The sequence below is a fragment of the Bradyrhizobium sp. KBS0727 genome (genome assembly GCF_005937885.2).
In the GTDB taxonomy this organism is placed as follows: Bacteria; Pseudomonadota; Alphaproteobacteria; order Rhizobiales; family Xanthobacteraceae; genus Bradyrhizobium.
Genome location: NZ_CP042176.1, coordinates 4499273 through 4513217 on the forward strand (window position 1 = coordinate 4499273; position 13945 = coordinate 4513217).

The 13945-nt window shown below is 64.2% G+C and carries 15 protein-coding genes; 4 read left to right on the forward strand and 11 right to left on the reverse strand.

Annotated features, from left to right (window positions below; translation table 11 throughout):
• Positions 1-2: 2 nt before the first annotated feature.
• Positions 3-1604, reverse strand: a complete 1602-nt coding sequence (locus FFI89_RS21105) for a S10 family peptidase (protein WP_138829570.1) — start codon at positions 1602-1604, stop codon at positions 3-5.
• Between the two features lie 218 nt (positions 1605-1822).
• Between FFI89_RS21105 and FFI89_RS21110 the strand changes: the two genes are divergently transcribed.
• The 3 genes from FFI89_RS21110 to FFI89_RS21120 all read left to right on the forward strand — a co-directional run bounded on the left by FFI89_RS21110 (position 1823) and on the right by FFI89_RS21120 (position 3948).
• Entirely contained in the window at positions 1823-2602 is a 780-nt protein-coding gene (locus FFI89_RS21110; RefSeq protein ID WP_138829571.1) for an NAD kinase, read from the forward strand.
• A 199-nt stretch (positions 2603-2801) separates the two neighbouring features.
• Complete coding sequence (locus FFI89_RS21115) at positions 2802-3347, forward strand: response regulator (RefSeq protein ID WP_027539197.1); 546 nt, start codon at positions 2802-2804, stop codon at positions 3345-3347.
• Between the two features lie 22 nt (positions 3348-3369).
• Complete coding sequence (locus tag FFI89_RS21120) at positions 3370-3948, forward strand: Hpt domain-containing protein (RefSeq protein WP_138829572.1); 579 nt, start codon at positions 3370-3372, stop codon at positions 3946-3948.
• 137 nt (positions 3949-4085) lie between these two features.
• Here the strand turns inward: FFI89_RS21120 and FFI89_RS21125 are convergent, their stop codons facing one another.
• From FFI89_RS21125 to folE, 10 genes are all read right to left on the reverse strand, one after another.
• Positions 4086-5252 carry a DUF2336 domain-containing protein gene (locus FFI89_RS21125; RefSeq protein ID WP_138829573.1) on the reverse strand — a complete coding sequence of 389 codons (1167 nt, stop codon included), beginning with the start codon at positions 5250-5252 and terminating at the stop codon, positions 4086-4088.
• Between the two features lie 250 nt (positions 5253-5502).
• On the reverse strand, positions 5503-6546 hold the full coding sequence (locus FFI89_RS21130; RefSeq protein WP_138829574.1) for a transglycosylase SLT domain-containing protein: 1044 nt from the start codon (positions 6544-6546) through the stop codon (positions 5503-5505).
• A gap of 230 nt (positions 6547-6776) precedes the next feature.
• Complete coding sequence (locus FFI89_RS21135; RefSeq protein ID WP_138829575.1) at positions 6777-7568, reverse strand: c-type cytochrome; 792 nt, start codon at positions 7566-7568, stop codon at positions 6777-6779.
• Positions 7565-9190, reverse strand: a complete 1626-nt coding sequence (locus FFI89_RS21140) for a b(o/a)3-type cytochrome-c oxidase subunit 1 (RefSeq protein ID WP_138829576.1) — start codon at positions 9188-9190, stop codon at positions 7565-7567. The genes FFI89_RS21135 and FFI89_RS21140 overlap by 4 nt, the downstream gene beginning before the upstream one ends.
• On the reverse strand, positions 9180-9743 hold the full coding sequence (locus FFI89_RS21145) for a cytochrome C oxidase subunit II (protein ID WP_138829577.1): 564 nt from the start codon (positions 9741-9743) through the stop codon (positions 9180-9182). The genes FFI89_RS21140 and FFI89_RS21145 overlap by 11 nt, the downstream gene beginning before the upstream one ends.
• A 2-nt stretch (positions 9744-9745) precedes the next feature.
• Positions 9746-9922 carry a hypothetical protein gene (locus FFI89_RS34495; protein WP_168212978.1) on the reverse strand — a complete coding sequence of 59 codons (177 nt, stop codon included), beginning with the start codon at positions 9920-9922 and terminating at the stop codon, positions 9746-9748.
• An 8-nt stretch (positions 9923-9930) separates the two neighbouring features.
• Positions 9931-11136: a cytochrome c gene (locus FFI89_RS21150; protein ID WP_168213169.1), complete on the reverse strand. Its 1206-nt coding sequence runs from the start codon at positions 11134-11136 to the stop codon at positions 9931-9933.
• 58 nt (positions 11137-11194) lie between these two features.
• Complete coding sequence (locus FFI89_RS21155; protein WP_246669519.1) at positions 11195-11875, reverse strand: c-type cytochrome; 681 nt, start codon at positions 11873-11875, stop codon at positions 11195-11197.
• Between the two features lie 157 nt (positions 11876-12032).
• The gene (hisI, locus tag FFI89_RS21160) at positions 12033-12461 is read right to left on the reverse strand and encodes a phosphoribosyl-AMP cyclohydrolase (protein ID WP_138829579.1); all 429 of its coding nucleotides are present in this window, start codon (positions 12459-12461) and stop codon (positions 12033-12035) included.
• A gap of 30 nt (positions 12462-12491) precedes the next feature.
• Positions 12492-13196: a GTP cyclohydrolase I FolE gene (gene folE, locus FFI89_RS21165; protein ID WP_138829580.1), complete on the reverse strand. Its 705-nt coding sequence runs from the start codon at positions 13194-13196 to the stop codon at positions 12492-12494.
• 245 nt (positions 13197-13441) lie between these two features.
• On the opposite strand from folE, the gene FFI89_RS21170 reads away from it, so the two are divergent.
• Entirely contained in the window at positions 13442-13891 is a 450-nt protein-coding gene (locus FFI89_RS21170) for an iron-sulfur cluster assembly scaffold protein (RefSeq protein WP_138829581.1), read from the forward strand.
• Positions 13892-13945 lie beyond the last annotated feature (54 nt).

The window sequence follows — 13945 nt, forward strand, 5'->3', positions numbered from 1 at the left end:
CTTCACTTCATCAGCGCCTCAACTTCCGCACGGAACGCCTGACGCGCCCCATCGCGTGAATAGAACATGTGCCCGCCGGGATAGACGACCAGCTTCACCCGGCTCGGACCGGCATAGGCCGGCAACTGGTCAAGGATGATCTTCGAGGCGAAATAGGGCGTCGCCAGATCGAACATCCCGTGCCCGACCAGCAATTTCAGTTTGGGATCGAACGCGAGAACCTGACGTAGCTGCGTCACCGACTCGGGCGGGTTTCGTCCTCGGCCGTAATCCCACGCCTTGATCACACTATCGCTGAGCAATTGATACGAACCGTCTGGCCGCCAATTCAATTTTCGCGTGATGAGATCGACCGCGGCGCTGGTCAAGGGCGCCACCAGCGGATCACCGGAGGGATCTCCGAACTGGTAGTAACTGGAATCCGGATAGGGATCGAAGCCTGAAACCGAGGCGTCGTAGCGGCCGGTCACCCGGCCGTTGCGGCGGTCGAACTCCCGGCGGAATTCGCTGATGTCGAAGCGCCCGGCAAGCCGGCGGCTCACCGCTTGATCGATGCCGGTCAGTTGCGCCACCTTGTCGGCAAGCCGCGTCGTTGCCTCCTTGTCGGCCTGCCCTTTGATCAGGTCCGTCAGGAATTCGCCCTGCGCGTAACGTTCGACCTCGGCGAGATCGCTGTGCGTCACCGCGCCCTTCCCTGCGTCTTTGGCCTCGCGCGCCACCGCCGCCATGGTCGGCAGGCTGTAGACAAATTGCAGCAGGCTGGAGCCGGAATAATCGCGGAAGTCGATGAGCGGCGAAACCAGGATCAGCCCCCGCACGCCGACGCCTTGCTGGGTCTGCAGGTTGTGTACCACCTTGGGTCCGCGGATGCCGCCATAGCTTTCGCCGGCCACGAATTTCGGCGACAGCAGGCGGTCGTATTTTTCAAGCCATCGCCGGATCACCAGCGCAATCGAACTGACGTCGCCGTCGACCGAGAAGAACCGCTTGCGCACGTCATCGCCCGAGGCGACGAAGCGGCTGTAGCCGGTACCGACCGGATCGATGAAGACGAGATCGGTAAAGTCGAGCCAGGTCTCGGCATTGGGCAACAGGTCGGGGGAAGCGGAAGACACCGCACCGTCGCCGCCGATCGACAACCGCCACGGCCCGGCGTCGCCGAGTTGCAGCCAGGCCGAGGACGCGCCCGGCCCGCCGTTGAACAGAAACGTCACCGGCCGGCTGGCGCGGTCGGCGCCGTCAATCTGGTAGGAGGTGTAGGCGATATCGGCCTGCGGCTCGCCCTTGTCGTCGAAAATGCGGATCGAGCCGGCGGTGGCGGTGAAATTGAGCGTCCGCCCCGGCAGCGCCAGCGTCTGTTTGGTCGTTGCGTCCGGCGGCAGGCGATGCTGTTCGGCAGCGGCCGGCGCATTGGCATCGCCACCGCTGCCACCGCGGCGGCCCCCACCTTTCTGGCCCGCGGGCGCCGGCTCCGGCGTCGTCGCGGCGGGCTGCTGCTGTGAAGGCTGGGGCGCTTCCTCGGCGCGGGCGGTCGTGGCAAGCGAAAGCGCGAGCAGCGCAACGGCAATGCCGGCATGACGCCGCGCCATGAAACGGATGGCCATTTTGTCTGCTCCCTGCACTTTTGTTTCCGGTATCGGTCGTTTCCGGCGCTTGTTGCGATCCGGCAGCGTTAACGACGTTCGCGCGCGGATCGTAACTCGAAACTGCGACAGCTTGGCGGCACGCGCAAGCGCAGGATAGTCTCGGGTCCCTCGACAAGGCCCGGCAAGCTGTATAGACGACCACCGCGCACCAGGCGCCAATGTGAGCCCGCCATCTGATGACCCGCCCGAAGCGATATGACCGGATTGCGTTCGTTGCCAGCGCAAGCGCGGAAGCACAGGCGGCGCTGGAGCAGCTGACGACGCTCTACGGCAACCACAATGCCGACGACGCCGACGTCGTGGTCGCGCTCGGCGGCGACGGGTTGATGCTGCAGACGCTGCACGCCCACATGCGCTCCGGCAAGCCGATCTACGGCATGCATCGCGGCACCGTCGGCTTCCTGATGAACGAATTCACGACGCACGATCTGCACACGCGACTGGCGGCGGCCCGCGAATCCCTGATCAACCCGCTCTTGATGCGGGCCACCGACGTCAACGGCGTGGTACACCTGCATCATGCCATCAACGAAGTCGCGATGTTTCGCCAGACCTATCAGGCGGCGCGCCTGCGCATCCTGATCGACGAGCACGAACGCATGGCGGAGTTGATCGCCGACGGAATCCTGGTCGCGACGCCGGCGGGCTCCACCGCCTACAATCTCTCCGCCCAGGGACCGATCCTGCCGATCAACGCGGCGCTGCTGGCGCTGACCCCGATCAGCGCGTTCCGGCCACGGCGCTGGCGCGGCGCCCTGCTCCCCAACTCCGCCTTCGTGGTGATCGAGGTGCTCGAGGGCGACAAGCGGCCGGTGGCGGCGGTGGCCGACCATGACGAGGTACGCGACGTCCGCCGCGTCGAGGTGCTGTCCGACAAGACGATCTCGATGCGGATGCTGTTCGACCCCGGCCACAGCCTCGAGGAACGCATCCTGCGCGAGCAGTTCGGGCATTAGAGCCTGTCGGCTCTAATGCTTTCGTTTTGACACGTTTTCTTAATGCGAACCGGACCCACTTCACTCGAAAACGCTACGTAATTTCCCTGCGCCCACCCCTCCCCAGGCCCCGGTTTTGCAACCATTCGTTAACCGCCGACGCGATATGGTTAACGCCAGGTATACCGTTTTGGCCGCGGTATGCGCTTAGGGCCGAACCATGTATCGCATCGACTTCAACAAGCTGCGATTTCTGATCTGCGACGACAATCCGCACATGCGCCGCATCCTGCGCACGCTGCTGCATTCGTTCGGCGCGCGCGAGGCCTATGAGGCCGAGGACGGCGCCACCGCACTCGAAATGTACAGCCACTACGTTCCCGACATCGTCATCACCGACTGGTCGATGCCGATCTTCGACGGCCTCGAACTGGCGCAGATGATCCGGCAGCCGGAATCCAAGGGCAACCCCTACGCGCCGATCATCATGCTGACCGGCCATTCGGAAAAGCGCCGCGTGACGGTGGCGCGCGACGCCGGCGTCACCGAGTTTCTGGCCAAGCCGATCTCGGCCAAGGGACTGTACCAGCGCATTCTCAACGTCGTCGCCAATCCGCGCCCGTTCATCAAAACCAAGACCTATTTCGGCCCGGACCGCCGGCGCAATATCAACAATGCCTATATCGGCCCCGAGCGGCGCGTCGGCGGCGAGGTCGAGGTCATGCAGCAGCCGTCGTTGCTCGACAAGGCGCGATCCAGCGTCTAGCGCAGGTTTGAAGGAACGCATCATGGCGAAAGAAAAGCCGGGCAGACTGGAAGTCCAGTCCTTCGCCGATCATCACGTCATCACGCAGCCCAATCCCCTGCGCAGGGTTTTGCTGCGGGTTCCGGAATCCGATCTCGACGACCCCGTCGCCCGTGCGGAAAAGGCACTGGCGGGACTGTCGGGCGAATTCAAGAACTGGATGACCATCGAGGCGGATCGTCTTTCCGCCGCGCACGCCGCGATCCTGCGCGATGGTTTCACCGACGAAAATCGCGAAGAGCTGTTTCGCGCCGCCCACGACATCAAGGGCGACGCCGCGACCTTCGGCTTCGCTTCCGCCGGCGTCGCCGCCGAGAGCCTGTGCCGCATCATCGAACACGCGCCCGACCTCGAAAAAGTGCCGTCGAACCTGATCGTCCATCACATCGACGCCATTCAGGCGATCGTGCGCGAGCGCACCAAGCTCGACACCGCCGTCATGGCTCCGGCGCTGAGCCGGCAGTTGCGCGGCATCGCCGACGAATTCCTCACCTACGCCAACCGCGACCGTCCCGAACATCTCGAAGCCATCCTGGCGCCGAGCATCATTCCGGCGGAGTGAGAGCGTCAAACCCGTAGGGTGGGCAAAGCGAAGCGTGCCCACCATCTTCCATATATTTTCGGAGTAGCGAATGGTGGGCACGGCGCAAACGCGCCTTTGCCCACCCTACGAATTCGCTGATGCGTGAAACGAGCGAATTACGCCGCGATCAGGTCATGCCCGATCATGTCTTCGGCAACCAGTTCGTCGCAGAACATGCGGGCTTCCTCGCGCGCCGACTCGGTAGCAAAGCGCCGGAGCAGGATCAACAAGGGTTCGGCGGCCTCGCGATCGGTCTCGCAATGGGTCAACACGCGTTCGACCATGCTTCGACGCAATCGCGCGGCGCCGCCCAGCGTATCGACATATCCGGTTTCGTGGCTGACTTCGAGCGCAACACGGAAGGCGGCGAAGGTCGATTCCGGAAAACCGGCGCGGATCAATAGCGCCTGCAGGCTGGCGCTGCCGCGGTCGTGCAGCAACGCCGAGACCCGGGCCAGCGGCAGACCGGACAATTCGGCCAGTGCTGAATCGAACAGTTCGAGATTGCCCGACAGCAGCGCGCGCAGGATCAGGCCGGCGGTCAGTTGCCCGGTGGCGCGCAGATGCCGCACCAGCCCCTGCATGTCCTCGCCACCCGAACGCGCCGCGATGTTGACGGTCGAGCGCTCGCGCGCCTCGCTCGCCATCCGCCCTGCCCGGTCAGGACTGAGCCAGTTACGCGAAACGACGAATTGCGCCAGCGTGTCGGAGAGTTTTGCGACCAGCGCCAGCCGCGTGGCGGCGGGCAGGCCTTCCAGCACCAGCATCGATTCCCGGATCGCGGCGAGATGGCCGTGACGCTCGACGATGCGGTCCCATGAGAACGGCGCCAATTCCGCATAGGCGTTTTCGATCAGCTCGAGCGCCGCGGCCGCGGAGCCGACTTCGGCAATCGCCGCCGATACCGACGTTGGCAGATTGATCCGGCGGGCGATGGCGCATTGCATCTCGCCGTTGCCGGTCGCGACGATGTCGACGAGGTCGGCGTCGATCAGAAGCGGAGAATGTTCGAGGATCGGCAGCGCGATCGAGGTCTGGTCGAGCGACAGCGCCTGCACGATGGCGGCCGGCGCTTCCGAACTGCGGGCGAACACTTCGGCCATCGCCTGGCGGACCAGCGGCGACGGATCGTCGAGCAGCATCAACAGCGCGCCTTCGGCGGCGGTGCGATCGTCCTCGGAAAGATCTGAAATCAACCAGGCCCGCGCCAAAGACCGCGTCGCCTCTGCCCGCTCGCCTGCCGGAGCGGTACGTATCCAACTGATGAACTGCCGAACGATCATGGTCCTGCCGGCTTACGCAACCCGAGACGACACCATGACGCGGTGCCACTGTCATAGAAAATAAACCATGACGCTTAACAAAGGGTTCACCATAAACGGCTGGTTTTATTGACGTTTTGTTAAGGGGTGCGGGATGGGGTTATCTCACCCTCATGGTGAGGAGGCGCGCCAGCGCCGTCTCGAACCATGTGGCCCGTGGCCCATCCTTCGAGACGCGGCCAAGAGGCCGCTCCTCAGGATGAAGGCGGTGTCAGCTGAACGTGCCGTTGCGATCGCTGAAGAGATCGAGCCGGCCCGGCGCGCGGACCTCGGGGGTTTGTCCTGATAGCGATGTCGTCGCCGCGTTTGACGCAACCGATACCGACGTCAGCGAAGAACCGCTGCCCCACAATTCCTGAACCGCCGGCGAGATCGGCTCAGCGCGTTCGCCCGCCTGGAACAGCGAGCGGAAGATCGGCTGCGGCTGCGCCGAGGCGGTCTTGAAATCGGCCGACGATGTCGCGGACACCGGCGCCACGGTGCGCGAATCCGGAAAACTCGAGAGATAAGCGGCCGTGTCTATCGACATTGACGGAGCCGCGCTCGCAACCGCCACGCTCCGCTGAACGTCACCGCCGACCGCCGCCATCGCAGTCCGCGTCGCCGACGAATTAGCGGCACTGGCGTAGCGCGAACTCAGCACCGAATAGACCTGGGAAACGCTGCGGGCGGAGCCGGAACGATCGTAGAAGATCGAACGGTTGGCCGCAGCCGCGTTCGGAAAGATCTGCGCGGCGTTGGCGTTCGGACTGTCCTCGGCGCTCGATATCAGTTTGCCGGCGCCGCCGACGCCCATGAAATGCGCCATATAGAGTTCGGCGTCGGTCGGGCGACGGCCGATCTTGCCGGTCAGCTTGAAGCTGTTGGACTGGGTCAGCACGCCCGCCATCGACGAGGCCGCATCGGGATCGTCGCGCAGCTTCATGACGGCGGCCCGATCCGCGGGATCGCTCACCGAATAGCTGCCGGAAGGGTTCCTGGTGATGGCATCGGCAAATTTGCCGTAACCGAGCTGGCTGCCCGCTTCCTTCACGGTCCCGAGCCAGGTCTGGTCGATGAACTGAAATAGCCCCCGCGCCGACGAGGTCGTGGCGGATGCCTTCGGATTGAAGTTGGATTCCATCTTCGCGGTGGCGAGCAGGTATTCGAAGCTGGCGCCGGTGCTCGAGGCGGCCTGCTTGATCGAGCCCGCGACCTTCACGCGCGTGGGATCAACACCTGCCGCAGCCGTGGCGTTTATTGTGTCGACCGACATATGCCCGGTGCCCCGCTCCCCGCGAAACGACCCCTCTCTCGGCCTGCACGAGCTCCCGATCGCAAAGGCCACCGTCACCGTGCGGCAATTATGGTTAATGGAGGGTTAAGAAATGTCTCTCCCTGCCGTTGGCGTTTTTATCTGACGCGTTTTCTACCGCAGATAAGTCTACGCAGTCTGCGCAAGCTTGATTGCAATGTGAACCGGTACCCACTTCACTCGAAAACGCCTTAGGGCTGGGCCTCGTAATAGCGGGCGACCTGGTCGATCTCTTCCGCCGTCATCTGGCGGGCAATATTGCGCATCTGCTGGCTGATGTCGTTGCGCCGGGCTCCGGACGCGAACGCCTGCAACTGCGCCTTGATATAGACGGCCGATTGGCCGCCGAGCCAGGGGCTGCCGGCCTTGTTGTCGATGTCGCCATGGCAGGAGCCGCACGGCGCGATATTGCGCATCGGCGCGCCGGTCGTGACGATCTGAGGAGCTGCCATCCCCGGGTCCAGATTGCTCGACGGCACCCGCGGCAGATAAGAGTAGTAGGCCGCGACGTCGAGCATGTCCTGGTTGCTCATGGTGGCCGCGAACGGGCTCATCACCACGTTGACCCGCGCGCCGGTCTTGAAGTCGTTCAGCTCCTTGTAGGTCACGGCGGCGAACTGACCGGCAAGGTTCGGCGAATTGGCGTCGCTGACGCCCTGCGGTCCGTGGCAGATCGCGCAGCGCTGCGCCAGCGTCGCGCCGCGACCGATCGAGACCTGATTGGGTTTTGTGAGCATCTCCGAAGTCATCACGACATTCGAAGTCTTGAAGTCGGGTTGAATGGAGTTGCCTTGCGAGGACACGCGCGGCACCCCGGCGGCGCTGCAGATCGCGTCCCAGATACCGCTCAGTTTCAAATCCGGCTGCGCCAGCGGCAGCCAGATCAGGCCTGCGATCGCCGCCAGCACCGCGATGGCAGCGGTCACGCCGACGCTGGCGCTGAACCAGGGATTGCGGGGCGAGAACAGCGGCTGATCGCTCATCGGCTGGCTCCGACATAGACCGCGGGCACGTTGGTTTCCTTCAGCACCATCAGTTGCGCGATCGGATAGCCGTAATTGACGACGGTAAGCCCGATCATCAGCGCGAGCCAGAGCCCAAAACTGTTCAGCGCCGCCGGGATCCGCGCCGGCATGTGCAGCGGCACGCTGAAGCGGTAGGCGCCGGCCTCGCTGCTTCCGGCCCACTGGCCGCGGATCAGCACGGTGAGGAACAAGACGCCTGAAATCAGCAGAATGAGGCCGCCGACCGCCGACATCGCCACCGAAAACGCCTGCGGCGAGATTGCGGGGTTGGCGTAGTCGTAAAACGCCATCCGGCGCGGCATGCCGAGAATGCCGACATAGTGCCACGGGAACGTGGTGACGATCATGCCGATGAACCAGAGCCAGAGCTGCGCGCGCATCATGCCGAAGCTTTCCAGCGCGCGGCCGGTGAGATGCGGCCACAGGTCATAGGCGATCGCGAAATACATGATGACGATGGCGCCGCCGAAGATCAGGTGGAAGTGGCCGGTGATCCACTGCGTATTGTGAACGCTGGCATCGAGCTGATAGCTCATGTTGATCAGCCCGCCGGCGCCGCCGAAGCCGAGCATCACCAGCGACAGCGCGGTCGCCAGCATGATCGGGTTTTGCCAGGGCAGCGCCGTTACCCATCCGAACGCGCCGCGGCCGCCGCGCATGCGGCTGGCGATCTCGGCCGAGGCGCAGATCGTGAACACCGTCAACAGCGTCGGCAGCGCAACGAGGCCGGTGAACACCGAATGCATGAACTTGAAACCGGCGCCGACCTGCGGATCGGCAAACAGGTGATGCACGCCGATCGGCATTGCGACGACGACGAACAGGATGAAGGAAATCCGCGCCATGGCGTCGCTGTAGAGTCGACCGCCGATCGCGCGCGGAAAGATCGTGTAATAGGCGATATAGGTCGGGATCAGCCAGAAATAGACGATCGCGTGCAGGGTCCAGGAGAAGAATACACGCGCCAGCCCGGCATCGATGGTGGTTCTCAGGCCGAGCGCCACGGGAAGAATCTGGAAGATGATTTCGAGCGCCGCGCCGACCGCCGTCCAGCCCCAGAGATAGGAGCCTGCGACATTGGCGAACATCGCGAGCGGTACCGGCTTGTCCGGATTTTCGCGCTTCCAGATCGCCATGTTGATCGACATCAGCGCGACCCATATCCATGAGCCGACCACGACCATCACGACGCCGATGTAGTAGAAGGGATTGCCGACCATCGGCGGGTAGAACGTGTACAGCACCGAGGCCAGCCCGAGCGAGACCGGGACCATCGCCACGACGGCGCCGATGGCGACCAGGAAAAACCCGGCCCATGCCCAGCGGCGGCCAACCAGCGGCTTTTCCAGCGCCGATTCCGTGATCGCATAGCCGAACCCCATCGCGACCAGGGTCGGAAACACGTAGCCCATCGCCGAACCGTGCGCGGTGACCGAGCGATAGTAGAATTCCGGATTGAAGTGCCAGGCATTCAGCGGGCTGCGCACGAACATCTGCCAGGCGCCAAGCACCAGCGCCGCGCCGAACACGATGAAGGCGAGCCAGAAATGGGAAAGGATGAGCCGTTTGTTAGTCAACACAGGTCAGCCTCCGCTTCGCCGCCATCAGGTTGAGGAAGGCGGTCTTGTCGACCACCTTGACCTTGCCCCACATGCCCTGATGGCCGATGCCGCAGAATTCCTGGCACGGCATCACGTGATCGCCCGGCGCCTTGAAGCGGATCGGCAGTTCGGAGACGTAGCCCGGCACCAGCATGATGTTGATGTTGGTGCCCTCGATCAAAAGGCCGTGCACCACGTCGGCGCTGGTGGCGCGGAACTTGATCGGTGTTTCGGAAGGCACCACGACGCATTGCGGCGTGAAGGAATATTGCTGCCCAATCGCGCGCACGGTGACGGACCCATCGGCCTCGACCGAGCTGCCGAGATTGCTTTCGACGAATTCGCCGGAAAGATGCAGCGTCTTCGGGTCCGCGGTTTCGACATGGCCCTGCGGCATGGTGGCCTGATCGATGCCGATAAAGGCCGCCATGCCGACCAGCAGGCCTACGATCACGATCGATAGCGTCGCCCATCGCCGCTCGATGCGGGCGGCGACCGCTTCACCGATGCCATGGTCCGTCTCTGATGTCATGCTCACACGCTCCTGGGCAGGAAGACCAGGAGGTAGAACGCAAACCACAGCGCGATCACGACTGCGGTCGCGACGCCGGCGACCGCAACGGCGCCGCCGGGGCCGGAACGAACGATGGCGTCGACGCGCTCTTCCTCGGAGCCGAGTGTCGTCGCCTGCGGCGGGGATGAATTGATCATGACGCGCCTCAGTTCAGCGTTGCCGCGCGAAGTTCATTGGCCTGCCGCGCCGAGACCGCCTCGCCGCGATTACCCCAGGACGTGCGAATATAGGTCACGACAGCCGCGACCTCGTCGTCGGACAGCCGGTGTGCAAACGGCGGCATGCCGTAGGGCATCGGATTGCCCGACGTGCCCGGCGGATAGCCGCCATTGAGCACCATCCGGATCGCGTTGACGGCGGAAACCATCTGGATCGACTGGTTGCCGGCCAGCGGCGGGTAATGCGGCGGCATGCCGAGCCCCACCGCGCCGTGGCAACTGGCGCATTCGCGGTCGTAGATCTGCTTGCCGAGCGAGAGCAGCAGGCTACTCTCCGCCGACGGCAGCGGCGTCGACGGCTTCTCCGGCGATGTCCCCTGCGCGAGGCTCTTCAGATAGACCGCCATCGCGCGGGTGTCGTCGTCGTCGAGATATTGCAGGCTGTTGTAGACGACTTCCGCCATCGGCCCGTAGACCGCGCCGCGGGTCGAGACACCCTTGCGCAGATAGTCCGAGATCTCCTCGAGGGTCCAGTCGCCGAGCCCGGCTTCCTTGTTCGAGGTCAGCGAGGGCGCGTACCAGTTCTGCATTGGAATCAACCCGCCCTCGAAGGCCTGCGATTCCGAACTGCCGCCGAGCGCGTTGATCGCGGTGTGGCACATGCCGCAATGGCCGAGCCCTTCGACCAGGTAAGCGCCCCGATTCCAGTCCGCCGATTTGGTCGGATCGGACTTGAACTCGCCCTCCCTGAAGAACAGCGTGCGCCATCCAAGGATCAGCGAGCGGTTGTTGAAGGGAAACTTCAGGTCGTGTTCGCGATTGCGCTGCTTCACCGGCGGAATCGAGCGCAAGTAAGCGTAGATCGCGTCGCTGTCGTCGCGCGTCACCTTGGTGTAGGAGGCAAACGGCATCGCCGGATAGACCAGCCCGCCATCGGGGAAGCGCCCGTTGTGCATCATCTGGAAGAACTGGTCGGACGTCCACATGCCGATGCCGGTTTGCGGGTCGGGCGTGATGTTCGAGGTGTAGAGCGTGCCGAAAGGTGTCTTCATCGCCAGGCCACCGGCAAAAAGCTTGCCTTCGCGCGCGGTGTGGCAGGCGATGCAGTCGCCGGCACGGGCGAGGTATTCGCCCTTTTTCAGGAGCGCCGCATCCTGCGCGTTTGCCTGCGTCGCGCCGATCAGCAGCAACATGGCGGCAAAGGCCGGGAGCAGCGCTTTCAAGGTTCTCGGCATGTTGCGCGATCTCCCCCTAGTTCGGCTCGCTGCCGCACGACAGCGGCATCGGCAGGCTGCCTTGCTTGGCGAACGACGGGTCCGTCGGCGCCGGGCGCGATGACAGATACGCAGCCACCGCCTTGACATCGTCTTCGGTCAGGAGGCCGGCGACGATTTGCATGCAGTCCGGCGCTGCTGCGGTCCGCGTGCCGTAGCGCCAGCCGCCGAGCTGCGCACTGATGTAGCTGGCGCGCAGGCCGAGCAGACCCGGTATGGCCGGCTCCATCCCGCCGAAGGTCGCGCCGTGGCAACTCGCACAGGCGGGCACGCCGCGCTGCGGATCGCCGCTTGTCACGATCGATTCGCCGCGCGCCAGGACTTCCTTGCTGACGGTGGGAACGGCAGGCGGCGGAAACGGCGGCCGCAGCGAGGCAAAATGCTCGGCGATCTTCTTGAGATAATCGTCGGGCAGAAATTCCAGCAGATAGTTCATCGGCGGGTATTTGCGCCGCCCGTCCCGGAACGCCACCAGCTGGTTGTAGAGATAGCCCGCGGGCTTGCCCGCCAACCGCGGGAAATACACGTCGCTGGTGCCCTCGCCCTCGGCGCCGTGACACGACGCGCAGGCGAGCACGCGCGCGGCCATGGTGTCGGGCGCACGCTCGGTGGCCGGGACCTGTACTGGGGATTGCGCCTGCGCTGGGCCGAGCGGAATCGCAATCGAAGCAAGCAGCGAAAATATCGGCAGGAGTCGAAGCGTCACCGGCATTGCCTCATCTCGACGACGAGATGGAACTCTTGCATATCACATCAATGGTGGCAACGCGGCTCACGCGCCGAAGCTGCGTCATTCGTGCATGGAGCCGTTGAATCTATTTGCGATAGACCTTCGTTGGATCGAAATGTCTGTCGGCATCGACAAATGACAGCCGTGTGTCGCCGTCGGCTGCGACAATCTGGCGATAGAAGCAGGAGTGCCGTCCGGTGTGGCAGGCGGCGCCGTGCTGCTCGACGCGAATCCAGATCGCGTCCTGATCGCAATCCATCCGCATCTCGACCACGTGCTGGGTGTGTCCGGAGCTTTCGCCCTTGCGCCACAGCGCCTGGCGCGAACGGCTGTAGTACCAGGCCTCGCCGCTCGCGATCGTCTTGCGCAGCGCTTCGTCGTTCATGTGTGCGACCATCAGCACCTCGCCGGTCGCCGCATCGGTCGCCACGCAGGTCAGAAGACCCGACGCGTCGAACTTGGGCTGGAACGCCAGCCCTTCCTCACGGTCATGCGGATCGGCAGAAGTGGACACAGGCAGCCCTCGCGGAAATCGAAGCGAGGGTCAGCGCAGCCCTCGCACCATGGACAGGAAACGGGCCTGCTCCGCCGGATTGTCGCGGAACATGCCGGTATAGCGGCTGGTGAACGTCGTCGCACCGTGCTTGGCAACGCCGCGCACCGACATGCAGGTATGCTCCGCCTCGATCACGACCGCAACGCCGCGCGGCTTGAGAATTTCGTCGACCGCGGCCGCGATCTGCGCGGTGAGATGTTCCTGGGTCTGCAGGCGCCGCGCGAAGATGTCGGTCAGCCGCGCCAGTTTCGACAAGCCCACCACCCGTTCGACCGGCGTATAGGCGATATGCGCCTTGCCGTAGAACGGCATCATGTGATGCTCGCATTGCGAGGTGAATTCGATATCGCGGATCAGGACGAAATCGTCATAGCCCGCGGTCTCGCCAAAGGTGCGGTCGAGCACTTCGGCCGGGCACTGGTGGTAGCCCTGATAGAGCTCGTCGTAGGCCTCGACCACCCGGCGCGGGGTATCCAGCAACCCCTCGCGTCGGGGATTCTCGCCGATATAGCTCAGCAGCGTGTGCACGGCCTGTTCGGCCTCGGCACGCGACGGTCGCGGCTGGTCGGCGCGGACGGCGGCGGCCAGGAATTCGGAAGGATCGAGCTCGGCGGGGCGGGTTTCCGGCGCCACATCGGGCGCCTTGATTTCGGAACCCTTGCCGGGGCGGAGGGATTTGATCAGCGCGTCCATGTCTTCTCCGTTCGACCGGTCCTGGGGACCGGAGTGTCACCGGGCAGACGGGGCGGTTTGGCCGCCGGGCGCCTGAGTCCCATCATATTATACCATGGCAGCCGAATTGGTCTCGGTTTCGGGCGCCACCTGCGAAACGGCCGGGCTATTTTTCCGCCGTTCCCGTCCATATATAGGACGGTGAAACCTTGCCGCCAAGGGCGGTTGCAAGGGCGCTTACGCAGGCCTGTCCGGGACCCCGATCCATGCTGAACGACATCTACAACAAGCGGATCATCGAATTGGCGGGCAATATCCCCCGTCTCGGCCGCCTCCCCGACCCCGACGCCAGCGCTACCGCCCATTCCAAGCTGTGCGGCTCGACCGTCAAGATCGACCTCAAGATGGACGGCCCCGTGGTCACCGATTTCGCCCACGACGTGAAGGCCTGCGCGCTCGGCCAGGCCTCCTCCTCGATCATGGCAAGCCATGTCATAGGCTCGACCGCGAGCGAGCTGCGCGAATTGCGCGAGACCGTGCGCAAGATGCTGAAGGAGAACGGCAGCCCCCCGCAAGGCAAATGGGCCGATATCGGCTTGCTCGAGCCGGTGCGCGACTACAAGGCGCGCCACGCCTCGACCATGCTGACCTTTGACGCCGTGGTCGACGCCATCGGCCAGATCGAAGCCAAGGCCAAGCAGCCGGCATCGGCGTAAGTCGTCATGCCCGCGAAGGCGGGCATCCAGTACGCCGGGAATTCCCGATTGATC

Excerpts from the sequence above, each read along its gene's own strand:
- FFI89_RS21130 (WP_138829574.1), bottom strand. The coding sequence starts at position 6,546 with ATGTCGGTCGACACAATAAACGCCACGGCTGCGGCAGGTGTTGATCCC.
- FFI89_RS21110 (WP_138829571.1), top strand. The coding sequence starts at position 1,823 with ATGACCCGCCCGAAGCGATATGACCGGATTGCGTTCGTTGCCAGCGCA.
- FFI89_RS21120 (WP_138829572.1), top strand. The coding sequence starts at position 3,370 with ATGGCGAAAGAAAAGCCGGGCAGACTGGAAGTCCAGTCCTTCGCCGAT.
- FFI89_RS21105 (WP_138829570.1), bottom strand. The coding sequence starts at position 1,604 with ATGGCCATCCGTTTCATGGCGCGGCGTCATGCCGGCATTGCCGTTGCG.
- FFI89_RS21115 (WP_027539197.1), top strand. The coding sequence starts at position 2,802 with ATGTATCGCATCGACTTCAACAAGCTGCGATTTCTGATCTGCGACGAC.
- folE (WP_138829580.1), bottom strand. The coding sequence starts at position 13,196 with ATGGACGCGCTGATCAAATCCCTCCGCCCCGGCAAGGGTTCCGAAATC.
- FFI89_RS21150 (WP_168213169.1), bottom strand. The coding sequence starts at position 11,136 with ATGTTGCTGCTGATCGGCGCGACGCAGGCAAACGCGCAGGATGCGGCG.
- FFI89_RS21145 (WP_138829577.1), bottom strand. The coding sequence starts at position 9,743 with ATGACATCAGAGACGGACCATGGCATCGGTGAAGCGGTCGCCGCCCGC.
- FFI89_RS21125 (WP_138829573.1), bottom strand. The coding sequence starts at position 5,252 with ATGATCGTTCGGCAGTTCATCAGTTGGATACGTACCGCTCCGGCAGGC.
- FFI89_RS21170 (WP_138829581.1), top strand. The coding sequence starts at position 13,442 with ATGCTGAACGACATCTACAACAAGCGGATCATCGAATTGGCGGGCAAT.
- FFI89_RS34495 (WP_168212978.1), bottom strand. The coding sequence starts at position 9,922 with ATGATCAATTCATCCCCGCCGCAGGCGACGACACTCGGCTCCGAGGAA.
- FFI89_RS21135 (WP_138829575.1), bottom strand. The coding sequence starts at position 7,568 with ATGAGCGATCAGCCGCTGTTCTCGCCCCGCAATCCCTGGTTCAGCGCC.